Here is a 23,528-nt window from a genome sequence, read left to right as displayed (position 1 = left end):
AGCCTCCTGTTGATCGATCGTTAGGTTATTGCCGTCTCTGGGAGTGTAGGCGCCAATCCGATAGACGATGTAACCGGATAGCCACTACACCCTACGGGTCGCCCGGAACCCGGCAACGTTACCGGTCGGTAGTCGGATCGCCCCGGTTCGCGGGTTCCGGCGTGTCCCACGCGCGACCCTCGCTCACCTCGTGCATCAATTCCCGGACCCGCTCGACGAACGGCGGCACGTTGGCCGCGGCGGTCGGCGTGTCGGGAAACCGGCCCGCCAGGTTCACGCCCTTCGGGCTGCGGTTGAACCACAGGAACACGTCGTGCGTGTAGCTGCGGCTGCGCAGTGTCCGGGCGTTCCACTGCGGCCACTGCGCGGCCATGGGGACGAAGCGAACGTCCATGTACGACACCAGGAATCGCGGTCGCATGGGTATCCCCAGCAGTTCGCCGACGAGGTCGAACGGGACCCGGGCGCTCGCCCGGGTGCGGCGCAGTTCGGCACCGGCGCGCGCCACGAGCGTCGCGAAGTCCGCGGTCCCGGTCGTGTCGATCTCGACCGGACGCAGCCCCACGAACCAGCCGAGGGCTCCGGCCCACATCGGGCCGCTGCGGGTGTGGGCGGGCGCGATCGTCCGGAACAGTTCGATCCCCGCGAGTTCGACCGCGGCCCGGGCGAGACACGCCAGCGTGCCGGCGAAGAATCCGTGCCCGGCCTCCCGGCAGCGGGCGGCGAACCGGTTGGCCCGTTCGTCGTCGAGCATCCGCACGGACAGCCGACGCTGCGGCGACCCGTCGACGGGCCGGGGGCCGAGGGGCAACGGGAACTCGGGCATGCCGCCGCCGGCGGTCAGGGCGTCTCGCCAGATCCGCACGGCCTCGTGGTCGCCGGCCAGGTCGGCGGCGTCCGCCCGTTCCGCGGCACCGAAGTCGATGTAGCTGCCCACGGGGAACAATCCGGCCGGCCGGCCGGATCGCTCCTGCTCGTACAGGGCGGTGATCTCGTGGGCGACCAGGACGACCGAGTAGGCGTCGGCCACGGCAGGGTCAGCGGCGAAGAACACCGTGAACGACGAGCCGGACGCGTCCGCGTCCTCGGGTTCGAGGGTGGCGAAGACGTACGCCTGCCACGTGTGCGGTTCGGTGCAGTCGGCGAGCAGTTGCTCGAGGTGCTCGCGGATGTCGTCCGGAGCGGAGGGCAGGTGTCGGACGTACCGGACCGACACCGCACCGGCGGGCGCGGTGCGCCGGTGCGCGCCGGCGGCCGCGTCGCCGCCCAGGGCGACGTGGCTGCGCAGCGGTTCGTGGCGGTCGATCCAGCGTTCGAGGGCCCGCCGGAACGGTTCCTGTTCGAGATGCCCGCGGACCTCGAAGGCGGTACCCAGCCACGCATCCGGAACGTCGCCGTATCGGCTGCCCGCGGTGCGGCGCAGATGCGCCTCGTGGACGTACGACACCGGCCGCGGATCGGTCGTCCAGGCATCCTCCGCGGCGCACGGCAGCCATTCGGTCAGCACACCCGCCGGGATCGGGTAGTCCGCCAGCTCGGTGAACTCCATGACATCTCAGGTGCGCAGATGCCGCTTGATGCGCGCCAGCATTGCGCTCATCCCTCGCAGGCGCAGCGGGCTGACAGCTTCGGCCAGGCCGAGGGCCGAGTAGAAGTCGTCGGGGACCTCGAGGATCTGTTCGGCACTGAGGCCGTCGAGCCCCTGATGCAGGATGGACGCGAAGCCGCGGGTGGTCGGGGCCTCGGGGGGCGCGCTGAAGTGCAGCCGCACATGCTCACGGTCGGCCGTGTCGACCGACAGGAACAGCGGTGACTGGCACTCGGGCACCGGCTCCATCGCCGCCTCCTCGAGTTCGGCGGGAATCGGCGGAAGTTCCCGGCTGAACTCGAGCAGCAGCTGCAGCTTGTCCTGGCCGTCGACCGCGGCGAAGTCGTCGACGATCTCGGCGAGAGGTGCGGGCAGGGTCACCGGGCCGGCACCTCCCCGGGCTCCTCGCCCTTGACGATCGGCACCCGTACCGCATTGCCCCACTCGGTCCACGACCCGTCGTAGTTGCGGACGTGCTCGTAGCCGAGGAGATGGGTCAGCACGAACCACGTGTGGCTCGACCGTTCGCCGATGCGGCAGTACGCGACGACGTCGGCGTCCCGCGGGATGTCGGCGTAGATCTCCTCGAGCTCGGTGCGCGACCGGAACCGGCTGTCCGGTGCCGCTGCCCGCGCCCACGGAATGGACACCGCGGTGGGGATGTGCCCGCCGCGCAGCGCACCTTCCTCGGGGTAGTCCGGCATGTGGGTGCGCTCGCCCGTGTACTCCTGCGGGGAGCGCACGTCCACGAGCGGTCCCTTGCCGAGGTGGTCAAGGACGTCGTCCTTGAACGCCCGGATCGCGGCGTCGTTCCGCTCGACCACCGGGTAGCCGCTGGTGGTGCTCACCGGGATGTCGAGGGTGGTGTCGCGGTTCTCGGCGATCCAGGCGTCGCGGCCGCCGTCGAGCAGGCGCACGTCCTCGTGACCGAACAGCGTGAACACCCACAGCGCGTAGGCGGCCCACCAGTTCGACTTGTCGCCGTAGATGACGACCGTGTCGGTGCGGCGGATGCCCTTGCGGTCCATCAGGGCGGCGAACTGGGCGCCGTCGATGTAGTCGCGGGTGACCGGGTCGTTGAGGTCGAGATGCCAGTCGATCTTCACGGCGCCGGGGATGTGGCCGACGTCGTACAGCAGCACATCCTCATCCGATTCGACGACCTTCACCTCGGGTGCGCCCAGGTGGGCGGACAGCCACTCCGTCGACACTAGGCGGGTCGGATCGGCGTAGGCGGCGAAGGACGGGTTGGCGTCGGGCGCGACGGGCACAGGTGGCTCCTGAGGCAGTGGTGACAGTTCGGTGATCGACAATCCGGTGACGACGTGCGCCGTCGATTCTAGGCGGTACCGTCGGGCAACGTGCTGTGCTCCCCGTCCGCCCCGACGGACCTCGCGACCCGCGCCGACATCGATCGGCTGCTGCGCCGGTTCTACGAGCGCGCGCTGGTCGATCCCGTGCTCGAGGCGCCGTTCTCGACCCTCGCCGTGATCGGCCTCGACGACCATCTCCCGACGATCGGGGACTTCTGGGAGCAGGTGCTGCTGCGCACCGGCCGCTACCGCGGCGCCCTGGTGCCGGTGCATGCCGCGCTGCACCGCCAGTACGGGCTCGACGCGGCCCGATTCGACCGCTGGGTGCGGCTGTGGAACGAGGCCGTCGACGAGTTGTTCGCCGGGACGAACGCCGACCGCGCCAAGGCGAAGGCGGCGTCGATCGCGGCGGCGCTCAGCGCGCGGCTGGATCGAGCATCGTCAGCATGAGCCGCGACGGCTCGACTGCTCGTACCGCGTGCGGCAGGCGGGTGGTCATGTGCACCACCCCGCCCGGCTCGAGGTCGACGGTGCGCCCGTCGGCGGTCACCTGCAGGTGGCCGGTGAGGGCCTGCAGCAGGACCGGAAACGCGGCCGTGTGCTCGCGCAGTTCCTGCCCGGCGTCGAAGGCGAAGACCACGACGCGGGCACCCTCGGCGACGAGGACGCGCTGCGGGCGCGGTCGGTCCGGGTAGGGCTCGACGGCGTCGCGGACGTCGGCGAGGTGCGACAGGGCGGGGGCGGCGGGTTCGGGCTGCGGCGCGGCGGGGCTCACGACCGCAGGCTACCGCGGCTTCGTCGCGACGATCGCCCTACCGCGGCTTCGTCGCGACGATCGCCCTACCGCGGCTTCGCCGCGACGATCGCCACGGCCGCGATCGACTTGCGGTACGTCGTGAACGTCGCGCGCATGCCCAGCACCCGCTTGCGGGCGTCGCCGTCGCGCAGCACGTTGCGTACGAAGCGCAGGGTGCCGAGGACGCCCTCGTCGGCGACGAACCGCGCGGGCCGCAGCAACGCCATCGGGGCGAGCCGCACGACGTCGACGCGCAGGCCGGCGTCGGTGAGCAGGGACCGCCACTCGGCGACGGTGAGCGGACGGGCGTTGACCTTGATGGAGCGGGCCAGGCCCTGCCGGATCTCGGTCTTCACCGCGTCGTCGAGCTCGTCGGGCACGAGGGCGAGCTCGTGGATCGCGTACCGGCCACCGGGGCGCAGCGTGCGCACGGCCTCGGCGACGATGCGGGCCTTGGCGGCGTCGGTCTGCATGGTGAGCATCGCTTCGCCGACGACGACGTCGGCGTCCGCATCGGGAAGGCCGGTGGCCGCGGCGTCCGCGACGACGCAGCGACCGCGGTCGCCGATCGCGTCGCGGGTCAGCGCCGCGGCGGTCTCGTCGTGCTCGACGCCGGTGTACGAGAGCGGCGCCGAAGCCAGGATCTCCCGCGCGGTCCGACCGAGGCCGGGGGCGAGTTCGACGACGTCGCTGCCCTCGATGCCCGCGTCGGCGAGCAGGCGCGTGGTCATCCCCGCGCCGCCGGGACGCAGCACGCGCTTGCCGAGGCGAGCGAGCAGCCAGTGGCCGGGCAGGTGGGCGGAGTCGCGCTCGGACATGGGCAGGGCATGGGGATCGCTCATGCCTCGATGTTAAGGGAAGGCAATCCTAAATAGAAGGGGCCTCGGCGGTGTTCGACGCCCAGAGCCGCGCCACCGACACGCCCACCTCGGCGAGCAGTCGTCGCACCAGCGGCAGGCCGATCCCGATCACCGAGGACGGGTCGCCCTCGACGCGCTCGACGAACCACCCGCCGAGGCTGTCGAGCGTGAACGCCCCCGCCACCTGCAGCGGCTCGCCGCTGGCCAGGTAGGCCTCGAGGTCGGCGTCGGTGGGGCGGCCGAAGTGGACGGTGGTGCTGCTGTGGCCGGCGGCGCGGGCGACGACCTCGCCGCCGCCCAGGCGCAGGACGCTGTGGCCGGTGAGCAGGTCGGCGCTGCGGCCCGCCATCGCCCGCCAGCGCTCGCGGGCGACCTCCACCGTGCCCGGCTTGCCCTGGAGCTGCCCGTCGACCAGCAGCATCGAGTCGCAGCCCACGACGAGGGTGTCGTCACCGAGACCGTCGCGCACGAGGGCCGGCACGACGTCCGCCGCCTTCGCCCTCGCGAGCTCGGTGACCACCAGTTCGGGTGCCGCGCCGGGACCGAGCTCGGCGATCAGTGCATCCTCGTCCACCGCCGAGACCCGCACGATCGGGTCGACCCCGGCCGCGCGCAGCACGGACAGCCGGGCCGGGGACGCCGACGCGAGCACCAGCCTGGCCACGATCAGCCCAGGTTCGGGTACGAGTACGGCGAGAACGGCGCCGTCCGGCGGTGCATCCGCGTGGGGTCGCCCCACGTCTCGCGCGGGCGGTCGTCCTCTGCCGGGGCGGCGGATCCGGAGGCCGCGGCGAGCACCGCGACCAGCGCGGCGATCTCGACATCCGAGGGGTTGCCCTTGACGATCCGGATCGCCGCGGACGTCTCGGGGCCGGCGGTCTCGGCCGCCGGCGCCGTCGACTCGGCCGACTCTGCCGACTCGGCCGCTGCGACCTCGGTCACCTCGGTGTCGATGATGGTCTTCTCCTCAGCTACCGCAGTCACAACACACCTCCCGGGAGGTTACCGGAGGCGGCGGGCAGGGCGCGGGAGCGGGCGCGCTGCGCGTTCGAAGTCATGTCGTCCCTCTCGTGGGTCGGGGCCCGGCCGGCTCGGCGGAACCGAACCGGCCGGGATGGTCTCGGCCGAGTGGCCGTCAGAGGGGGATGTTCCCGTGCTTCTTCGGCGGCAGCGTGACCATCTTGCGCTCGAGCAGCCGCAGGGCCGCCACGATCTGCCCGCGCGTGTGCGACGGCGGGATGACCGCGTCGACGTAGCCGCGCTCGGCGGCGACGTACGGATTCACCAGGGTGTCCTCGTACTCGTTCTGCAGCTCGAGGCGCAGCGCGTCGACGTCCTCGCCGTTCTTGGCCGCTTCGAGCAGGCGCTTGCGGTAGACGAAGCCGACGGCACCGGAGGCGCCCATCACGGCGATCTGCGCGGTCGGCCACGCCAGGTTGACGTCCGCACCCATGTGCTTCGAGCCCATCACGTCGTACGCGCCGCCGTAGGCCTTGCGCGTGATGACGGTGATCTTGCCGACGGTGGCCTCGCCGTACGCGTACAGCAGCTTCGCGCCGCGGCGGATGATGCCGTTGTACTCCTGCTCGGTGCCCGGCAGGAAGCCCGGCACGTCGACGAGGGTGACGATCGGGACGTTGAACGCGTCGCAGGTGCGCACGAAGCGCGCGGCCTTCTCCGAAGCGTCGATGTCCAGGCAGCCCGCGAACTGGGTGGGCTGGTTGGCGACGATGCCGACGCTGCGGCCGTCGACGCGGCCGAAGCCGACGATGATGTTCTGGGCGCGCTCGGCCTGCACCTCGAGGAACTCGTCGTCGTCGAGCAGGCGACGGATCACCTCGTGCATGTCGTAGGGCTGGTTCGCCGAATCCGGGATCAGGGTGTCGAGCTCGAGATCCTCCTCGGTGAGCGAGTCCTCGATCGAGCCGACGATCGGGTCGGTCGGCGCCGTGCGGGGCGCGGCGGCCTGATTGTTGCTCGGCAGGTACGACAGCAGGTCCTTGACGTAGTCCAGGGCGTCCTGCTCGCCGTCGGCGACGTAGTGCGCGACCCCGGACTTGACCATGTGCGTGTGGGCGCCGCCGAGATCCTCCATGGTGACGTCCTCGCCGGTGACGGTCTTGATGACGTCGGGTCCGGTGACGAACATCTGGCTGGTCTGGTCGACCATCACCACGAAGTCGGTCAGGGCGGGGGAGTAGACGTGTCCGCCGGCGGCCGGGCCCATGATCAGCGAGATCTGCGGGATCACGCCGGAGGCCTGCACGTTGCGGTGGAAGATCTCGCCGTAGAGGCCGAGGGAGACGACGCCTTCCTGGATGCGCGCGCCGGCGCCCTCGTTGATGCCGATCAGAGGACGGCCGGTCCGCAGCGCGAGGTCCATGACCTTGACGATCTTCTCGCCGTAGACCTCGCCGAGACTGCCGCCGAACACGGTCGCGTCCTGCGAGAACACGCACACGTCGCGGCCGTCGACGGTGCCGTAGCCGGTGACGACGCCGTCGCCGACCGGCCGGTTCTCGGCCAGGCCGAAGTTGGTGCTGCGGTGGCGGGCGAGCTGGTCGAGCTCGACGAACGAGTCTTCGTCGAGCAGCGCTTCGATGCGCTCACGGGCCGTGAGCTTGCCCTTCGCGTGCACCTTCTCGACGGCGGCCGCACCGCTCGGGGCCTGCGCCTGAGCCTGGCGATTGCGCAGGTCCGCCAGCTTGCCGGCGGTCGTGTGGATATCGGGCGTGCTCGCCGCCTCGGGCGCGGACGGCTCCTGGACAGTGGTCATGGGCCATGAGCTTAGCGAGCGTCAGTCAGCGAGCGCGCACCGAGCCCCCGCTTGTGTTGAATCATTGAACTGAAGCTACCGGCGAGTACGGTTCGCCGCCCATCCTAGGCTGTGCGGATGCCCACCGAACCCGAACCGCAGCGTCCGCCCGTCGACCCCGCGCCCGCGCGAGGCGAACTCGACGTCGAGCGGTTGCGCGCCGCCCTCGTGCGCGGCGCCGATCCCGACGCGTTCTACCGGCGCCTCGACGTGGTCACCGAGACCGCCTCCACCAACGCCGACCTGCTCGCTGTCGCCCGCGACCCCGGCACCGACCGCCGCGTGCTGCTCGCCGAGTTCCAGCACGGCGGCCGGGGGCGGCACTCGCGGGGATGGGCCGGCGTTCCCCGCGCTCAGGTGATCGTCTCGGTGCTGCTGCGCATGCCCGGCATCGACCTCGCCGACCTGGGCTGGCTGCCGCTGCTGGCCGGCACCGCGACCGTCGACGCGATCCGGTCGGTGACCGGGGTCGATGCCGAGCTGAAATGGCCCAACGACGTCCTCGTCGAGGGCCGGAAGGTAGCCGGAATTCTCGCCGAGGTCGCCGGAACCCATCCCGAGCCCGCCGTGGTGGTCGGGATCGGACTCAACGTCTCGCTCACCGAGGACGAGTTGCCGGTACCCACCGCGACGTCGCTCGCGCTCGCCGGGGCGACCGATCTCGATCGCACCGCACTCGCCGAGGGGCTGCTGCGCGAACTCGGCCGCCGCTGGCAGCAGTGGTACGTCGCGGGCTGGGACGTCACCGGACCGGCCGCGGCGTACCGCGAACGGTGCGGCACGCTCGGGCGCCGGGTGCGAGCGGTGCTGCCCGGCGACACAGAACTGCACGGCGTCGCGGTCGACGTCGACGAGCAGGGCCGCATCGTCATCACCCCGGACGACGGCGGCGAGCCGATCGCGGTGTCGGCCGGGGACATCACCCACCTGCGCCCGGTGCCCTGACCCGCCCTCGAGCACCCCGCATCGCGGCTGTGTCATCGTGTCCGGCATGGGATACCCGGAGGACGCCCTCGCCGCCGAGGAACGGCTGCTGCTGCACCGGCACCCGCACTGGAAGATGCTCATCGTCCCGGCGGCGATCTTCCTCCTCGCCACCGCGCTCGCCGGATTTCTGCTCGGCCTGAGCCAGGCCCGGCTCGACGGCTCCACCGCGAGCACCCTGACGATCGTGCTCGCGGTGGCGTGGGCGGCGATCGTCGCCTGGCAGTGTCTGGCGCCGCTCGTCGGCTGGCTGTCGACCCACTTCATCGTCACCGATCGGCGGGTCCTCGTCCGGCAGGGCGTTCTCACCCACTCCGGCATCGACATCCCGATGGGACGCATCAGCAACGTGCAGTTCCGGCACGGCCTGCTGGACCGGATCCTGCGCACCGGCACCCTCGTCATCGTCTCCGCGGCCGACGACCCGCTCGAATTCGACGACATCCCCGACGTGCAGCGCGTGCATGCCCTGCTGTATCAGCAGGCCTTCCACGCCGACCCGGTGCGGGGCGGGGAACCGCGGACCGACGGGCCGAGCCGCAAAGCCTGGTAACGCGCCGTGCGCCCGGTGCCGATCCGTACGCTGGATCCGTGACCGCAGTCCTGCTCGCCGAAGACGACGAAGCCATCGCCGCGCCCCTGTCCCGCGCGCTGGGCCGGGAGGGGTACGACGTCACCGTCGAACAGACCGGTCCCGACGCGCTCGAACGGGCGCTGTCCGGTGAGTACGAACTGCTCATCCTCGATCTCGGACTGCCCGGCATCGACGGCCTCGAGGTGTGCCGGCAGATCCGCGCCCACCGCTCCGACCTCGCCGTCCTGATGCTCACCGCCCGCACCGACGAGGTCGACTTCGTCGTCGGTCTCGACGCCGGCGCCGACGACTACGTCGGCAAGCCCTTCCGGCTCGCCGAGCTCATGGCCCGGGTCCGGGCGCTGCTGCGCCGCCGCGGGGGTGGCGAGCCCGAGGACGTCGTCGAGGTCTCCGGGATCCGGCTCGAACGGGCGGCCCGGCGCGTGCTCGTCGACGGCTCCGAAGTCACCCTCGCCAACAAGGAATACGAACTGCTGCGGGTGCTGCTCGAACACGCCGGCCAGGTGGTCTCCCGTGACGCCATCCTGCAGGAGGTCTGGGGCGACGCCGACCTGCGGGGTTCCAAGACCCTCGACATGCACATGTCCTGGCTGCGCCGCAAGATCGGCGACGAGGGCCCGGCCGGGGAACGACGCATCGCTACCGTCCGCGGTGTCGGATTCCGGCTGAACACCGACTGACGGGGCCGGGGTGCGCAGCCGAATCCTGTTCGCGGTCCTCGCGGGCTCCCTGCTCGTGGCCCTGCTGCTCGGAGTCCCGCTCGCCTACACCGCCTGGTTGTTCGTCGAGGACACCGCACGCCGCGACCTGCAGGGCCGGCTCGAGCGCATGTCCGCGGAGGTCATCGCCCAGGAAGGCGCCGACGGCCTGGTGGTCGGGGGACTCGACACCAGTTCCCTGCGGCTCGTCGTCCCCGACGGCGGACGCCTCCTCGTCGTCTACCCGACCCCCGAGGACGCCGCGGCCCGGCTCGACATCGGTGCCGCCACGGTGCCCGACCCACTGGTCGAGTCCCTGTCGATGGGAACGTCGGGATCCCTGCGGCTCGAGGCGCCGTCCGAGGACATGCGTCTGCTGCAGCGGCAGGTTCTCGTCGGGGTGACGCTGCTCGTGCTGCTGTCCGTGGCTGTCGGTGCCGTCGTCGCCGTCGTCACCGCGCGCCGGCTGGCGGACCCCTTGCGCGACGTCGCAGCGCGGGCCCGCCGGCTGGGCGAAGGCGACTTCCGGCCCGATCCGCGCCGGCACGGCATCCCCGAACTCGACCGCGTCTCGGACGTCCTCGACGCCGCCACCGTCGAGATCGCCGGTCGCCTGCAGCGCGAGCACGCCCTCGTCGGCGACGTCTCGCACCAGCTGCGGTCCCGGCTGACCGCGGTGCGGCTGCGCCTCGACGAGCTGTCCACCCACACCGACCCGGCTGTCGTCGAGGAAGCCGAGGAAGCGATGCGCCAGGTGGACCGGCTCACCACCGCCATCGACGAACTGGTCCGCGCGTCCCGCAACAGCGGTTCCGAACTGCGCACCGAGGTGTCCGTCGTCGGGGAGCTGACGGGGGTGATCGCGGACTGGCGAGGCCCCTACAAGGAAGCGGGGCGGGAATTGCACCTGAGCGGGGATCCGTCGCTGCGCAGCCGGGTGACCGGGTCCCGGCTGCGCGAGGCCGTCGCGGTGCTGGTCGACAACGCGCTCATGCACGGCGACGGCACGTGCACCGTGTCCGTGCGGCGGGTCTCGACCCTCGGCGGCGGATCGACGGTGTGCGTGGAGGTCACCGACGAGGGGGACGGTGTCAGCGACGAGCTGGCGCCGCACATCTTCGACCGCGGCTTCTCCGGTACCGGCTCGACCGGTGTGGGCCTGGCCCTCGCCCGGGCTCTGACCGAGGCCGACGGTGGGCGCCTGGAACTGCAGCGCCGCCGCCCCGCCCTGTTCGCACTGTTCCTCGGCTCCACCCGTGACGAGTCCACCCACACGGGGATCCGGGAACCGCGCTGAACCGTGAGTGGGGGCGGGACCGGAGTCAGCCCGGGTTCAGGAGTGTCCCAGGCCTTCCTCGGCGAGTTCCTCGTGCCCGGGAACCTCGTCCCCGTCCGGATTCATCTCCTCCGGGAACACGAAGCGGCGGAAGCACCAGAACCGGAAGACCATCTGCAGCAGATTGCCGATGATGTACGCGCTGACGAAGTCGGCGATGTTCTCGACGGTGAGGCTGACGTCCGGTACCCGCAGGTCGAACACGTAGCTCGAGATCCACAGCGGGATGAAGCTCAGGACCACGCCGATGCCGCTGACGGCGAAGAACAGCAGCGCCTCGTGGTGCCGTTCCCGGCCGCCCCGGTTCTTGAACGACCACTCCCGGTTGAGGACGTACGAGCAGATCACGGCGATCACCCCGGCGATGACCTTGGCGGTCACCGGCTTCTCCTCGAGCACCGTGAGCTTGAGGGTGTAGAAGATGACCGAGTCGACGACGAAGGTGGTGCCGCCGACGATCGCGAACTTGATCAGCTCGTGGTGCCGCAGCAACACCCCCCGGAGAGGCTCGGGGACTCGGTTCACGGCCGCATCGACGAAAGACACCCGGACGAGTCTACGAAACCGTGGCTCGAAGACACGAACCCGCCGGTGGATTATCAGCTTTACCACAGGAACGCGGGGGTGTCGCGCGGGAGCGCGGCGCCACCCCCGTCGCCCGCTGTGACACCATGGTGAGCCGTGACCGCTACACCCCCGGACTCGGCCGCCGCGACCCCCGCCCCCGCGGCCGGCGACACCCCCTCGCACACTCCCCGCACGCTGCCCGCCGGTATGCCGGTCGTCGCGATGGTCGGCGGCGGTCAGCTCGCCCGCATGACCCACCAGGCCGCGATCGCGCTCGGCCAGACCCTGCGGGTGCTGGCCGCGAGCCCGGACGATCCGGCCGCCCGGGTCAGCCCCGACGTGGTACTCGGCAGCCACACCGACCTCGACGCGCTGCGCAGTGCCGCGACCGGCGTCCACGCCCTCACGTTCGACCACGAACATGTGCCCACCGAGCACCTCGAGGCGCTGCAGCGCGAAGGCGTCAGCGTGCAGCCGCCGCCGCAGGCCCTGATCTATGCGCAGGACAAGCTCGCGATGCGTCGGCGCCTCGCCGAGCTCGGCGCACCGGTGCCGCCGTTCGCCGAGCTCACCTCGGTCGAGGACCTCACCGCTTTCGGCGACGAGCACGGCTGGCCCGTCGTGATCAAGGCCGCCCGCGGCGGCTACGACGGCCGCGGTGTGTGGATCACCGGCGACGCGGACGAGGCGCAGCGGATCGTCGCGGAGCAACTCGCCGCCGGGGTGCCGCTCATCGCCGAAGAGAAGGTCTCGTGGCGGCGGGAGCTGTCCGCGATGGTCGCGCGCTCGCCGTTCGGGCAGGGCGCGAGCTGGCCCGTGGTCGAGACGGTGCAGCTGAACGGGCAATGCGCCGTCGTCATCGCGCCCGCCCCGAACCTGCGGGCCGACGTCGAAGCCGCCGCCGAACAGCTGGCACTGCGCATCGCCGCCGAACTCGGTGTCGTCGGGGTCATGGCCGTCGAGCTGTTCGAGACCGAGACCGGCGAGTTGATCGTCAACGAACTCGCGATGCGGCCGCACAACTCCGGGCACTGGGGCATGGACGGTGCCCGCACCGGCCAGTTCGAGCAGCACCTGCGTGCGGTGCTCGACTACCCGCTCGGCGACACGTCGCCGATCGCGCCGGTGACGGTGATGGCGAACGTGCTCGGCGCCCCCGAGGCGCCCGAGATGAGCATGGACGAGCGGCTGCACCACCTGTTCGCCCGGATGCCCGACGTGCGTGTGCACCTCTACGGCAAGGGTGAGCGCAAGGACCGCAAGATCGGGCACGTCAACGTGCTCGGGGACGCGACCGGGTCGATCGACGACCCGCAGTACGTGGCGGCGGTGCGCGAACGCGCGGAGCGCGCGGCGCACTGGCTCTCGCACGGAGTGTGGACCGACGGATGGGATTCTCACGGTGACTGACGGAGCACAGGTCGGCCTGATCATGGGCAGCGACTCGGACTGGCCGACGATGCAGGCTGCGGCCGAGGCGCTCGTCGAGTTCGGCATCCGCTTCGAGGTGGGGGTCGTCTCGGCCCACCGCACCCCGCAGCGCATGCTCGACTACGCCCGCGACGCCGCCGGACGTGGCATCAAGGTGATCATTGCCGGCGCCGGCGGCGCCGCGCACCTGCCGGGCATGGTCGCCTCCGCGACGCCCCTTCCGGTGATCGGCGTGCCGGTGCCGCTGAAGTACCTCGACGGCATGGACTCGCTGCTGTCGATCGTGCAGATGCCCGCCGGGGTGCCCGTTGCGACCGTCTCCATCGGCGGAGCCCGCAACGCCGGGCTGCTCGCCGCCCGCATCCTCGGCGCGGCCGACCCCTCGCTGCGGGAACGGATGGAGCAGTTCCAGGCCGGCCTCGAGCAGATGGTGCTCGAGAAGGACGATGCGTTGCGGCAGAAGCTGCTCGGCTGACTTCGTGCACGTACGCGCGCTTTTCGGTCGTCCGCGCTCGAAATCGAGCGCGCGGACGACTGCGCGCCGCGCGGATCGTTCTGTGCGCGCGTCGCGCGGTGACCCGCAGGCCCGCGCGGTGACGGCCCTGGCGCTGTTGTGGGCGCGCGTGTGGGGCGGCCGCATCGACTTCGACGACGAGTTCGGTCTCTACCTCTGCACCGGAATGCGCGGCGGCTACGCCCGCTCGGGGACGACGATCGGCGGGGCGTTCCTCACCGGCCGGTCACCGTCGCGCCGGATCCTGCGGCACGAGGCGGTCCACGCCGATCAGTGGGCGCGGCACGGCATCGGCTTCGCGATCCGATATCTCCGGGAAGAGCTGCGCCGTCCCGGTGCCCGCAACCGGTTCGAGATCGAGGCCGGCCTCGCCGACGGCGGCTACACCGGCGGGGTCAGCCGTCCAGACGGACGGTGATCTTCTCGCTCGCGGCCCGTCGCTCCGTGGCCGCCGGATCCGGGTTGCTCACCTGCACCAGCGACGCGCCGGCGGCGAGGACGGCGAGCAGGCCCTCGATCAGTGCCTGCGGGGTGCTCCAGTCGCGGCTCGACAGCACCCGGTCCGCACCCGTGATGCCTGCGGCCGCGGCGGCGCCCCGGGCCGCGGCCACCACGTCGTCGGCCGTCCGTCCGTCGAGCACCGGCCCGCCGTCCCCGGCGGAGCGGAACTGGTCACCGTGCACCCGCACGTGCGTCGCATAGTCGGTGACCCCGACCGGCAGGTCCGGCACGGGCCGGCCGAACGCGTCGAGCGAGAGGACCGCGACCTCGGCGGCGTCCGCGACCTCGTCGAGACGGTCTGCGGTGACCAGCGCGAGATCCGCGTCGTCGGGTTCGAGCACCACCTCGGCGCCGGCCCACCACGCGCCGAGCAGGACCGCGGCGCTCTGCCAGTGGGCCGGGAGCAGGACGGCCACCCGCCCGCCGGGCAGCAGGCCGAACTCGTCGCGCACCATGTTCGCCGTCTTGGCGGCCCAGTTCGCGAGGGTGACCGCGGACAGCTCGATCCGGGCGCCGGATTCGTCGTCGTACCACGTGATGCGGGGGCCCGCCGGGTCGGCGGCCAGGATCGGATCGAGCAGGGTGTCGGTCAGCGTGGTCACAGTGTCCTCGTTCGTCAGTTCACACAGCGGGGGCCGGTGGAGCCGGCATCGATCGGCGGGCCGGGCGGAACGGACGTCGGGGTGGCCCCGGCGCTCACGAGTTCCGAGCCGGAGGCCACGGAGGTGACGCTCGCGTCCGCGCCCGGACCCGTGTAGTCCTCGGTGAGCACCACCCGCACCGTGTCGGCGTCGAGCGCCGGGTCGGCGGCGGTCGCCAGGCCGCCGAGTGCCGCCGCGACGGCACGCGCCTGGTCGGACCGGGGGTCGGCGGCGAAGACCGTCGACTCGTCCACTGCGCGGCCGGTGTGGTTGCCCACACCACCCTCGACGAAGCCGTCACCGACGAGCGCGGCCGCCACGCGGGAGGCCAGACCGGCGACGCCGCCGGCGTTGGCGACGTCCACCGTGACCGTGCCGGCCTCGACGTCCGGTGCCGGATCCGTCGTGGCCTGCGACCCGCCGTCACCCGGATCGACGAGGTCGGCGACGAAGCTGCGCACCTCCTCCGGATCCACCTGCACCACGGATTCGCCGTAGTCGGTCATCGCGTTGAGGTCCTGGACGGGGATCGTCGAGAACTGCACGGCGCCGCCGGCCAGGTCCTGCATCCGGGTGGCCAGATCGAGGATGTCCCAGTCGGAATCGAGGACCACCGACCGCTGCACGGCCGCGCTGAGCTGGTTCAGCTTGGACGGGTTGCTCAGCGTCTTCGCGCTGAGCACCTTCTGCACGAGCGACGCCATGAACACCTGCTGCCGCACGATCCGGTCCAGGTCCCCGCGCGGCAGGTCGTGGCGCTGCCGGACGAAACTCAGAGCGTCCGCGCCGTCGAGGGTCTGTTCGCCGGCGGGGAAGTTCGCCCCGGACAGCGGCTCGTCGACCGCGTTGTTCAGGCAGACGTCGACGCCGCCGACGGCATCGGTGAGCAGCACGAACCCGAGCAGACCGACCTCGGCATAGTGGTCGACGGTGACGCCGGTCAGGTCGGCGACCGACTCGACCAGCGCCTCCCGGCCTGCCTGCGTGGCCGCCTTCTCGGCGGCCGCGTCGGACTCGCCCGCCTCGACGAGTCGCAGCCGCTCGGTCTCCTTGGTGGCGCCGAACGCGGCATTGATCTTCGACATGCCGATGTCGGGCACCTCGACGTAGGTGTCGCGGGGGATCGAGATGGCGGTCGCCGAGGTGCCGTCGAGCGGCACCCGGATCAGGATGATCGTGTCGGTGTTGTTCGCCACCTCCTCGCCGGCCCGCAGCGCGTCGAGTTCGCGCTGGGACAGCGGATTGCCGTGGGCGTCGGTGCGGCTGTCGGTGCCCACCAGGAGGATGTCGAGGGCGCCGTCCCGGCCGTCGCCCAGGGTGAGCCCACCCACGGTGGCGAGGGAGGAACGCAGCGAATCGATACCGCGCCACGCGACGCCGGTGGCGACCAGGGTGAGCGCCGCGGCGACGGCGACGGCGATCCGCAGCGGCCGCCCGCGCAGGACCCCCGATCCTCCCCCCGCGTCGCGCGCCGGAGCTCGGCGTGTGGGCGGTTCTGGCGGCACCTGGCGGTCCTCTCGTCGGGCGTCGGGGTCGCACCCAGGCTACTGCCGTGACGGCGGCCCTTGTGGCACCCGCCGCGGCGTGCCCGGCTCGTACCGGGTGACAGCCGCCGGGGCATGCCACACTCGTGCCCGTGCAGACCGTTCTCGTCACCGGAGCCCGCGGACAACTGGGCCGTCACCTGCTCGCCCGCGGCGCCGCGGCCGGCCTCCGGATCCGGGGCGCCGGGTCGGAGGAGGCGGACATCACCGATCCCGGCGCGGTCGCCGCGCTCGTCGAGCCCGGCGCCGTCGTGCTCAACTGCGCCGCCTACACCGCGGTCGACGCGGCCGAGACGCATCCCGAGGACGCCGCCGCGGTCAACGAGCACGGCCCGGCCAACCTGGCCGCCGCGTGCGCCGCAGCCGGCGCCCACCTGATCCACGTGTCCACCGACTACGTGTTCGCCGGCGACGGGAACCGCCCGTACCGGGTCGGCGATCCGACCGGGCCGCGCACCGTCTACGGGCGGACCAAGCTCGCCGGGGAGCGGGCGGTGCTCGACCGGCTGCCGAGCGCCCACGTGGTGCGCACCGCGTGGCTCTACACCGGTGACGGCAACGACTTCGTCGCCACCATGCTCCGGCTCGAACGCGAACGCGACACGGTGCGCGTCGTCGACGACCAGGTGGGCTGCCCCACCTACGCCGCCGATCTCGCCGACGGGATCCTCGAACTCGCCGCCCGCGCGGGTGCGGTGCCCGGCGGGGTCCTGCACGCGACGAACTCCGGGGAGGCCAGCTGGTTCGACCTCGCTCGTGCGGTGTTCGCCGAGGCGGGTGCCGACCCGGGCCGGGTGCAGCCGTGCGGCAGCGACGAGTTCGTGCGCCCCGCGCCTCGTCCGGCGTACTCCGTCCTCGACGGCAGCGCATGGGCCGCGGCCGGGCTGACGCCGCTCCGGCCGTGGCGGCCGGCACTGCGGGCCGCGATCGGCGCACTGCGGACCCGGGCGTGATTCGGCGCGGCCGAGGCCGGCGGCTAAGGTGACGGCGTGAGTTCGACGCTGACCGTGGTGACGGTGACCTACTCGCCCGGTGAGCATCTGGAGCACTTCCTGACCTCGCTGACCGGCGCGACGAACCTGCCCACCCGGGTGATCCTGGCGGACAACGGGTCCACCGACGGCTCTCCGGAAGAGGCCGCGGCGCGGCACCCGAACGTGCGGCTGCTGCACACCGGCGGCAACATCGGCTACGGCGGTGCCGTGAACCGGGCCGTCGCGGAGGTCGACCCGGCGGAGGAGTTCGTCGTCGTCGCCAATCCCGACGTGCGCTGGGGACCCGGGTCGCTGGACCGGCTGCTCGAGGGGGCGCGTCGCTGGCCGCGGGCCGCGTCCCTGGGCCCGCTGATCCACGAGCCCGACGGCACCGTCTATCCGTCGGCGCGATCGGTGCCCGGGCTGGTCTCCGGCGCGGGGCACGCGTTGCTCGGCACGGTGTGGCCGAAGAACCCGTGGACGCGGCGGTACCGGCAGGAGAACGAGACCGTGTCGGAACGGGCGGTGGGGTGGTTGTCCGGCTCGTGCCTGCTGGTGCGGCGGGCGGCGTTCGATGCGGTCGACGGCTTCGACTCGCGCTATTTCATGTACATGGAGGATGTCGATCTCGGCGACCGGTTCGGCCGGGCGGGCTGGCTCAACGTGTACGTGCCCTCGGCGGAGGTCACGCACGCGAAAGGGCACGCTGCCGGCCGGCATCCGGAGCTCATGCTGCCGGCCCACCACGAGAGCGCCTACCGGTTCCAGGCGGACCGGCACCCGCATCGGTGGCAGGCGCCGCTGCGATGGACGCTGCGGGCCGGGCTCGCCGCCCGGTCGAGGATGTCGGTGGCCGCGGCGGCGCGCGAACGGGCGCGGACGGCCGAGGCGGGTAACACCACGGAACAGGGGACACGATGACGAACGATGCTGCGCCGCACACCGATGCGGTGATCCTGGTGGGCGGGCAGGGAACCCGGCTGCGGCCGCTGACGCTGTCCGCGCCGAAGCCGATGCTGCCCACCGCCGGCGTGCCGTTCCTGACGCATCTGCTCACCCGTATCCGCGCGGCCGGCATCAAGCACGTGGTGCTCGGTACCTCGTTCAAGGCGGAGGTCTTCGAGGACTACTTCGGTGACGGCTCGGAACTGGGACTCGAGATCGAGTACGTCACCGAGGCCGAGCCGCTGGGCACCGGCGGCGGCATCCGCAACGTCCTGCCCCGGTTGCGGGCCGACAACGTCATGGTCTTCAACGGTGACGTTCTCGGGGGAACGGACCTCGGCGCGGTGCTCGACACACACCTGCGCACCGACGCCGACGTGACCCTGCACCTGGTGCGTGTCGGCGACCCGCGCGCGTTCGGGTGCGTGCCCACCGACGAGGAAGGCCGGGTGACCGCGTTCCTGGAGAAGACGCAGGATCCGCCGACGGACCAGATCAACGCCGGCTGTTACGTCTTCAAGCGCGAGATCATCGAGTCGATCCCCGAGGGTCGTCCGGTGTCCGTCGAACGTGAGGTCTTCCCGTCCCTGCTGGCGGAGGGCAGGCGGGTGTACGGGCACGTCGATGCGGCCTACTGGCGGGACATGGGCACGCCGGAGGACTTCGTCCGCGGCTCGGCCGACCTGGTGCGCGGCATCGCGCCGTCGCCCGCCCTGGGTGGCCAGCGCGGCGAATCGCTCGTCCATCCCGGTGCCTCCGTCGCGCCCGGCGCCCTGCTGATCGGGGGCACGGTCGTCGGCCGCGGCGCCGAGATCGGCGCCGGCGCACGTCTGGACGGTGCGGTGATCTTCGACGGCGCGCGGGTCGAGGCCGGTGCGGTGATCGAGCGGTCCATCATCGGATTCGGCGTCCGCGTCGGCCCCCGCGCCCTGATCCGCGACGGCGTCATCGGCGACGGCGCCGACATCGGGGCGCGCTGCGAGCTGCTGCGCGGCGCCCGGGTCTGGCCCGGGGTGCAGATTCCCGACGGCGGGATCCGTTTCAGCACCGACGTATAGCGCGGGGGATCTGCGATGAAGTTCGAACGATATGTGGCACTGGGGGATTCGTTCACCGAAGGCGTCGGGGACCCGGATCCGGCCCGGCCCAACGGGTTGCGGGGCTGGGCGGATCTCGTCGCCGAGGAACTCGCCCGCGACAATCCGGAATTCGGATACGCCAATCTCGCCGTGCGCGGACGACTGCTGCGCCCGATCCTCGACCAGCAGCTCGACGTGGCAGTGGCGATGCGGCCCGACCTGGTGACGATCTATGCCGGCGGCAACAACCTCATGCGCCCCAAGCTCGATCTCGACGCGCTGGCCGCCGAGTACGACGAGGCGATCGGCAAGCTCGCCGCGACGGGTGCCCGGGTGCTCGTGTGGACGGCCTACGACGGCAGCTGGGCGCCGGTGTTCCGGATCCTGCGCGGACGCTGGGCCGTCTACAACGAGCTCGTCCGGGAGATCGCCGACCGGCACGGCGCGACGATCGTCGACTTCTGGCGTTTCGCGGAGTACCGCGACCTGCGGATGTGGGATTTCGACCGGCTCCACATGTCGTCGGCCGGCCACCGGAACATGGCGATCCGCGTGCTCGATCTCCTCGGTGCGGCACACACGCTCACTCCGACCGAGTTCGAGGCCGCGCCGGTGGTGTCCGCGGCGAAGCGGGCCGAGGACCGCCGGTGGGCGCGGGAGTTCCTGATTCCCTGGGTCGGGCGGCGTCTGCGCGGCACGTCCTCCGGGGACGGTATCGCGCCGAAACGCCCCACGTTGCAGCCGGTCTAGCCGGCCGCCCGGACGCGTGCGCCGGCGAGGCCGAGCAGGTGCCCGAGGGTGTCGTGCTCGGCCTCGGGCGGTAGCGCATCGACGGGCCACCACCGCAGGTCCGTCGATTCCGTGCTCCGGACGGGTACGGCCCCCGGTGGCGCGACGACGAGGAACCGCAGGTCGAGATGCCGGGTCGGGCGACCGAGCGAGCAGGTGATCGGGTGGGTGTGCGCCGAGAGCAGTTCCGGATCGATGGTCAGATCCTCGATTCCGGACTCCTCGGTCGCCTCCCTCAGCGCCGCGTCGACGACCGTCTCGTCGGATTCCTCGCAGTGCCCGCCGAGCTGGATCCACCGTCCCACCCGGGGATGGAGGGTGAGCAGCACGTGCCGACGGTCGGCATCGAGCACGAGCGACGACGCGGTGACGTGGCCGGGAACGTGCCGGCGCAGACATCCCTCGGGTGCGGCGTCGAGAAACGCCAACATGGTGTGCCGCAGCGACTCCGCGTCCGCCGAATCGGTCCGCCAGGCCCGCAGCCGGTCGACGGCCGAGGCGTGCAGTGTGGACGCGCTCACCTCACAGCTCCAGCAGCAGGTCGCCGGCCGCGGGGGCGACGCGCGGCGTCGCCGGCTCGAGGGGATGTCCGACCGCGATCGCGCCGAGCGGCGACCAGTCCGCGGGCAGGCCGAGTTCACGCCGCACGACGTCCGGGGCGAAGATCGTCGACCCGATCCAGCAGCTGCCGAGCCCGCGGACGGCGAGCGAGACCAGCAGCCCCTGTACGGCGGCGCCGGCGGCGACGGTGAACATCGTGGCCTCGGCGGCGGTACGCCGGGCGTCGGGGTAGCGGTGGGCGCCGTCGGGAACCCAGAACGGGATCACCACCTCGGGCGCGTCGTAGAGGATGGCACCGCGGCCCACCCGTCGGTCGATCGCCGCCGGGGCGAGCCCGTCGCCGGCGAGATCGGCGGCCCAACGCTCGCGCATGCGGTCGAGCAGCCGGCGGCGCACCTGCTCGGTGCGGACCCAGACGAACCGCACCGGGTGGGTGTGGTGCGGCGCCGGAGCGGTGAGGGCCTCGGCGACGGCCTCGCGCAGGTCTTCGGGATCGACCGGTTCCGAGGAGAATTCCCGCACCGACCGGCGCAGCAACAGCGCCTCGCGGCGGCCGGACTCGAGTGCCTCGGCGGTGCCGAGCCAGAACAGGTCGTCCTCGCCGCGGCGGATGAGTTGCTGGGCGGTGGAACCGTTGTCGGGCAGGTCGAGGCCACGGATCACCGCGACCGGAACCCCGCCCAGCTTGCCCTTGACGAGGTCGCCCGCGGCCGCGATCTCGTCGGCGACGGCCACGGAGGTGACGAACAGTTCGTTGCCCTGTCCGTCACGAGATCCCGCGTACTCGTGCAGGACCGGGATACCGGCCGCCCCGATCGCCGCGTCGGTCTGGCCGACGCGCCAGGCCCGGCCCATCGTGTCGGTGACGACCACCGCGACGCTCACGCCGAGCAGTGTCCGCAGACGCTCGCGCAGTGCCGCGGCGCTCGCATCCGGATCCTCGGGCAGCAGGGCGAGTTCGGAGGCGGCGACGTTCGAGCCGTCGATCCCGGAGGCGGCCTGCACGATCCCGAGCCGGTTCTCGGTGATCAGGGTGCGTCCCTTGCGCGCGAGCACGCGCACCGCCTCCTGGTCGACGAGGCGGCGCCGGAGCGCGTCGCGGGCGTCGGGGTCGGTGGGGGAGTCCACGATGCGGCCCTCGACCTTGGAGAAGATCTTGCTGGTGACGACGAGGACGTCCCCGTCGGCGAGCCAGGGGGCGGCGTCGGCCAGTGCGGCGGCGAGGTCGTCGCCGGGCCGGAACTCGGGCAGGCCCGGCACCGGGCGGATCTCGATCGGCCGCCCGGGGGAGTGGTCGCGCACTCCGGCGGCGGTGCCGACGGCCGTGTCGGAGGGCGTAGTCACAGCGTCACTCCTGCCAGTTCGAGTGCGGCGCGAGCCATTTCGGCTGTCGCGTCGGGATCGGTCATGAGCAGCGGCACGCTGCGCACCTCGACGCCGGGCACGTCGGCGGTGTCGGTGGAGTGGATCAGCCAGCCGTCGAGCAGGCCGGCGCCGCTGCGGGCCCCGTAGTGCCGTCCCACCCCCTGAGCGGTGGTCTCGACTCCGATCACGCCGAGGCAGGCGTCGGCCATGCCGCGCAACGGTTTTCCGTCGATCACCGGCGACAGGCCGACGATCCGCGCGGACGTGGTGCGCAGCGCGCCGCGCAGTCCCGGGATCGCGAGGATCGCGCCGATGCTGACCACCGGGTTGGAGGGAGCGAGGATCACCGCATCCGCCGATTCGATCGCCGCGAGCACGCCCGGGGCGGGGGCGGCCTTCTCGGCGCCGATGTGCGCGAAGCTGTGCGTGGGAACCTGGGCGCGGTGCCGGACCCACCATTCTTCGAAGTGCACGGCGCGCTGCTCGCCGTCGACCGGATCGGTGATGACGACGTGGGTCTCGCTGCGGTCGTCGGAGACCGGGAGGAGGGTGACGCCGGGCTTCCAGCGGTCGCACAGCGCCTCGGTCACGGCCGAGAGCGGGTACCCGGCGCTCAGCAACTGGGTGCGCAGCAGGTGCGTCGCGATGTCGCGATCGCCGAGGCCGAACCAGTCCGGGGTGGCGCCGTACGCCGCCAGCTCCTCCTTCGCGTGCCAGGTCTCGTCGGCCCGGCCCCATCCGCGTTCGGCGTCGATCCCGCCGCCGAGGGTGTACATGCACGTGTCCAGGTCGGGGCAGATCCGCAGCCCGTGCATCCAGACGTCGTCGCCGATGTTGACGATCGCGGTCACCCGGTGCGCGGCGTCGGGGTCGAGGTCGCGGCCGGGTTCGATGCCGAGGAGCCGGCGCACGCCGGTGAGAAAACGCGCACCTCCGACGCCGCCGACCAATACAGTCACGTTCACAGGGCAAGCGTAGGCGGTGTGCCGCGAGAGCTGCCGGGGTGCCTGCGCGCCCGGGCGGCAGGTGCGCAGCGGCGCGGAGGAGAACCCCGGATGGTAAGGCAGCGGCACCGCTCGGCTTGACCGCGACACGCCCCACGTGTCTAATCACATAAGTGTCATTTCCAGTGAACCGGAGCCGAGATCGGTTGGGGTGAACTGTATTCGAACGCATGTTCGATCGGAATGGCGCGGAGTGGGCCGGTTTCGACGAGAGTTGCAGCGCTGCAGGTGAGGAGGCGAACGATGGCCGACGAGCGCGAATGGTTCGAGAGCTCTCGGATCGACACTGCAGGCATCGGCACGGCAGGCGAGGACGTCCGGGACATCGACGGCATCGGGGGGGACGCGTCCGCGCGGCCCGTGCTCAGTCTGATCGATGGTTTCGGCGACCCGTCCGACGGTGTCGACGAACAGTGGCAGGAACGCGCGTTGTGCGCGCAGACGGATCCCGAGGCGTTCTTCCCCGAGAAGGGGGGATCGACCCGGGAGGCGAAGCGGATCTGCTTGGGGTGCGAGGTCCGGGACGAATGTCTCGAATACGCGCTGGCCAACGACGAACGCTTCGGCATCTGGGGCGGTCTGTCGGAGCGCGAGCGGCGACGCCTCAAGCGCGGCATCGTCTGAGGCG

The 23,528-nt window shown here is 72.0% G+C and carries 27 protein-coding genes; 13 read left to right on the top strand and 14 right to left on the bottom strand.

What is annotated here, in order from left to right:
* Nucleotides 1-118: 118 nt before the first annotated feature.
* Genes F1734_RS18250 through F1734_RS18240 form a run of 3 tightly spaced genes read right to left on the bottom strand, consistent with a single transcriptional unit; the run spans nt 119 to nt 2,859 of the window.
* Nucleotides 119-1,549, bottom strand: coding sequence for a condensation domain-containing protein (locus F1734_RS18250; protein ID WP_203010861.1), 1,431 nt, complete (start codon nt 1,547-1,549; stop codon nt 119-121).
* Between the two features lie 6 nt (nt 1,550-1,555).
* Entirely contained in the window at nt 1,556-1,969 is a 414-nt protein-coding gene (locus F1734_RS18245; protein ID WP_010594781.1) for a SufE family protein, read from the bottom strand.
* The gene (locus F1734_RS18240) at nt 1,966-2,859 is read right to left on the bottom strand and encodes a sulfurtransferase (RefSeq protein WP_010594780.1); all 894 of its coding nucleotides are present in this window, start codon (nt 2,857-2,859) and stop codon (nt 1,966-1,968) included. Before F1734_RS18240 ends, F1734_RS18245 begins: the two co-directional genes overlap by 4 nt.
* 90 nt (nt 2,860-2,949) lie before the next feature.
* Here F1734_RS18240 and F1734_RS18235 point away from each other — a divergent pair, with 90 nt between their 5' ends.
* Nucleotides 2,950-3,351 (top strand): group III truncated hemoglobin, encoded by a 402-nt coding sequence (locus F1734_RS18235; RefSeq protein ID WP_010594779.1) that lies wholly within the window; start codon nt 2,950-2,952, stop codon nt 3,349-3,351.
* Here the strand turns inward: F1734_RS18235 and F1734_RS18230 are convergent.
* From F1734_RS18230 to F1734_RS18210, 5 genes are all read right to left on the bottom strand, one after another.
* Nucleotides 3,317-3,676 carry a cupin domain-containing protein gene (locus tag F1734_RS18230; protein ID WP_010594778.1) on the bottom strand — a complete coding sequence of 120 codons (360 nt, stop codon included), beginning with the start codon at nt 3,674-3,676 and terminating at the stop codon, nt 3,317-3,319. The two genes, F1734_RS18235 and F1734_RS18230, sit on opposite strands and share 35 nt — an antisense overlap.
* A gap of 65 nt (nt 3,677-3,741) precedes the next feature.
* Nucleotides 3,742-4,539, bottom strand: coding sequence for a class I SAM-dependent methyltransferase (locus F1734_RS18225; protein WP_010594777.1), 798 nt, complete (start codon nt 4,537-4,539; stop codon nt 3,742-3,744).
* 25 nt (nt 4,540-4,564) lie between these two features.
* Entirely contained in the window at nt 4,565-5,221 is a 657-nt protein-coding gene (locus tag F1734_RS18220) for a Maf family protein (RefSeq protein WP_029540059.1), read from the bottom strand.
* A 2-nt stretch (nt 5,222-5,223) separates the two neighbouring features.
* Entirely contained in the window at nt 5,224-5,541 is a 318-nt protein-coding gene (locus F1734_RS18215) for an acyl-CoA carboxylase subunit epsilon (protein WP_010594775.1), read from the bottom strand.
* Nucleotides 5,542-5,692: 151 nt separating this feature from the next.
* Nucleotides 5,693-7,333 carry an acyl-CoA carboxylase subunit beta gene (locus tag F1734_RS18210; RefSeq protein ID WP_203010860.1) on the bottom strand — a complete coding sequence of 547 codons (1,641 nt, stop codon included), beginning with the start codon at nt 7,331-7,333 and terminating at the stop codon, nt 5,693-5,695.
* 117 nt (nt 7,334-7,450) lie between these two features.
* On the opposite strand from F1734_RS18210, the gene F1734_RS18205 reads away from it, so the two are divergent.
* From F1734_RS18205 to F1734_RS18190, 4 genes are read left to right on the top strand one after another with little or no spacing between them, the layout of a single operon-like run.
* Nucleotides 7,451-8,317, top strand: coding sequence for a biotin--[acetyl-CoA-carboxylase] ligase (locus tag F1734_RS18205; protein ID WP_010594773.1), 867 nt, complete (start codon nt 7,451-7,453; stop codon nt 8,315-8,317).
* Between the two features lie 46 nt (nt 8,318-8,363).
* Nucleotides 8,364-8,909: a PH domain-containing protein gene (locus tag F1734_RS18200; RefSeq protein WP_010594772.1), complete on the top strand. Its 546-nt coding sequence runs from the start codon at nt 8,364-8,366 to the stop codon at nt 8,907-8,909.
* Nucleotides 8,910-8,947: 38 nt separating this feature from the next.
* Entirely contained in the window at nt 8,948-9,631 is a 684-nt protein-coding gene (locus tag F1734_RS18195; RefSeq protein WP_010594771.1) for a response regulator transcription factor, read from the top strand.
* A gap of 10 nt (nt 9,632-9,641) precedes the next feature.
* Nucleotides 9,642-10,946 carry a sensor histidine kinase gene (locus F1734_RS18190; RefSeq protein WP_010594770.1) on the top strand — a complete coding sequence of 435 codons (1,305 nt, stop codon included), beginning with the start codon at nt 9,642-9,644 and terminating at the stop codon, nt 10,944-10,946.
* A gap of 36 nt (nt 10,947-10,982) precedes the next feature.
* Here F1734_RS18190 and F1734_RS18185 read toward each other — a convergent pair whose 3' ends face one another.
* Nucleotides 10,983-11,531, bottom strand: coding sequence for a GtrA family protein (locus F1734_RS18185; protein WP_203010859.1), 549 nt, complete (start codon nt 11,529-11,531; stop codon nt 10,983-10,985).
* 135 nt (nt 11,532-11,666) lie between these two features.
* Here F1734_RS18185 and F1734_RS18180 point away from each other — a divergent pair, with 135 nt between their 5' ends.
* The 3 genes from F1734_RS18180 (at nt 11,667) to F1734_RS18170 (ending at nt 13,915) form a co-directional block, all read left to right on the top strand.
* Nucleotides 11,667-12,962 (top strand): 5-(carboxyamino)imidazole ribonucleotide synthase, encoded by a 1,296-nt coding sequence (locus F1734_RS18180; protein ID WP_020480515.1) that lies wholly within the window; start codon nt 11,667-11,669, stop codon nt 12,960-12,962.
* The gene (gene purE, locus F1734_RS18175) at nt 12,955-13,458 is read left to right on the top strand and encodes a 5-(carboxyamino)imidazole ribonucleotide mutase (protein ID WP_010594767.1); all 504 of its coding nucleotides are present in this window, start codon (nt 12,955-12,957) and stop codon (nt 13,456-13,458) included. The genes F1734_RS18180 and purE overlap by 8 nt, the downstream gene beginning before the upstream one ends.
* 82 nt (nt 13,459-13,540) lie before the next feature.
* Nucleotides 13,541-13,915: a hypothetical protein gene (locus tag F1734_RS18170; protein WP_010594766.1), complete on the top strand. Its 375-nt coding sequence runs from the start codon at nt 13,541-13,543 to the stop codon at nt 13,913-13,915.
* Here the strand turns inward: F1734_RS18170 and F1734_RS18165 are convergent.
* Nucleotides 13,893-14,600, bottom strand: a complete 708-nt coding sequence (locus tag F1734_RS18165) for a TIGR03089 family protein (RefSeq protein WP_102031296.1) — start codon at nt 14,598-14,600, stop codon at nt 13,893-13,895. The two genes, F1734_RS18170 and F1734_RS18165, sit on opposite strands and share 23 nt — an antisense overlap.
* A gap of 14 nt (nt 14,601-14,614) precedes the next feature.
* Nucleotides 14,615-16,144 (bottom strand): LCP family protein, encoded by a 1,530-nt coding sequence (locus F1734_RS18160; RefSeq protein WP_064066355.1) that lies wholly within the window; start codon nt 16,142-16,144, stop codon nt 14,615-14,617.
* 131 nt (nt 16,145-16,275) lie between these two features.
* On the opposite strand from F1734_RS18160, the gene rfbD reads away from it, so the two are divergent.
* From rfbD to F1734_RS18140, 4 genes are read left to right on the top strand one after another with little or no spacing between them, the layout of a single operon-like run.
* Complete coding sequence (gene rfbD, locus F1734_RS18155; protein WP_010594763.1) at nt 16,276-17,136, top strand: dTDP-4-dehydrorhamnose reductase; 861 nt, start codon at nt 16,276-16,278, stop codon at nt 17,134-17,136.
* Between the two features lie 36 nt (nt 17,137-17,172).
* Nucleotides 17,173-18,078, top strand: a complete 906-nt coding sequence (locus tag F1734_RS18150; protein ID WP_017679582.1) for a glycosyltransferase family 2 protein — start codon at nt 17,173-17,175, stop codon at nt 18,076-18,078.
* Nucleotides 18,075-19,160, top strand: a complete 1,086-nt coding sequence (gene manB / locus F1734_RS18145) for a mannose-1-phosphate guanylyltransferase (protein ID WP_010594761.1) — start codon at nt 18,075-18,077, stop codon at nt 19,158-19,160. Before F1734_RS18150 ends, manB begins: the two co-directional genes overlap by 4 nt.
* Nucleotides 19,161-19,175: 15 nt before the next feature.
* Nucleotides 19,176-19,931, top strand: a complete 756-nt coding sequence (locus F1734_RS18140) for an SGNH/GDSL hydrolase family protein (protein WP_010594760.1) — start codon at nt 19,176-19,178, stop codon at nt 19,929-19,931.
* Here F1734_RS18140 and F1734_RS18135 read toward each other — a convergent pair.
* The 3 genes from F1734_RS18135 to cofD are packed head-to-tail and all read right to left on the bottom strand — an operon-like array spanning nt 19,928 to nt 22,861.
* Nucleotides 19,928-20,491, bottom strand: coding sequence for an NUDIX hydrolase (locus tag F1734_RS18135; RefSeq protein WP_010594759.1), 564 nt, complete (start codon nt 20,489-20,491; stop codon nt 19,928-19,930). The two genes, F1734_RS18140 and F1734_RS18135, sit on opposite strands and share 4 nt — an antisense overlap.
* Nucleotide 20,492: 1 nt before the next feature.
* The gene (locus tag F1734_RS18130) at nt 20,493-21,875 is read right to left on the bottom strand and encodes a coenzyme F420-0:L-glutamate ligase (protein WP_010594758.1); all 1,383 of its coding nucleotides are present in this window, start codon (nt 21,873-21,875) and stop codon (nt 20,493-20,495) included.
* Nucleotides 21,872-22,861, bottom strand: coding sequence for a 2-phospho-L-lactate transferase (gene cofD, locus F1734_RS18125; protein WP_010594757.1), 990 nt, complete (start codon nt 22,859-22,861; stop codon nt 21,872-21,874). Before cofD ends, F1734_RS18130 begins: the two co-directional genes overlap by 4 nt.
* 399 nt (nt 22,862-23,260) lie before the next feature.
* Between cofD and F1734_RS18120 the strand changes: the two genes are divergently transcribed.
* A complete protein-coding gene (locus tag F1734_RS18120; RefSeq protein ID WP_051059567.1) occupies nt 23,261-23,524 on the top strand; it encodes a WhiB family transcriptional regulator in 264 nt (87 codons plus the stop codon).
* Nucleotides 23,525-23,528: the final 4 nt, after the last annotated feature.

The organism is Rhodococcus ruber (assembly GCF_016804345.1).
In the GTDB taxonomy this organism is placed as follows: Bacteria; Actinomycetota; Actinomycetes; order Mycobacteriales; family Mycobacteriaceae; genus Rhodococcus; species Rhodococcus ruber.
This window is presented reverse-complemented; position numbering and strand designations above follow the sequence as displayed.

What these genes read in the sequence shown, in the direction of transcription:
- F1734_RS18250 (WP_203010861.1), bottom strand. Translation starts at nt 1,549, where the DNA reads ATGGAGTTCACCGAGCTGGCGGACTACCCGATCCCGGCGGGTGTGCTG.
- F1734_RS18225 (WP_010594777.1), bottom strand. Translation starts at nt 4,539, where the DNA reads ATGAGCGATCCCCATGCCCTGCCCATGTCCGAGCGCGACTCCGCCCAC.
- F1734_RS18210 (WP_203010860.1), bottom strand. Translation starts at nt 7,333, where the DNA reads ATGACCACTGTCCAGGAGCCGTCCGCGCCCGAGGCGGCGAGCACGCCC.
- F1734_RS18205 (WP_010594773.1), top strand. Translation starts at nt 7,451, where the DNA reads ATGCCCACCGAACCCGAACCGCAGCGTCCGCCCGTCGACCCCGCGCCC.
- F1734_RS18200 (WP_010594772.1), top strand. Translation starts at nt 8,364, where the DNA reads ATGGGATACCCGGAGGACGCCCTCGCCGCCGAGGAACGGCTGCTGCTG.
- manB (WP_010594761.1), top strand. Translation starts at nt 18,075, where the DNA reads ATGACGAACGATGCTGCGCCGCACACCGATGCGGTGATCCTGGTGGGC.
- F1734_RS18140 (WP_010594760.1), top strand. Translation starts at nt 19,176, where the DNA reads ATGAAGTTCGAACGATATGTGGCACTGGGGGATTCGTTCACCGAAGGC.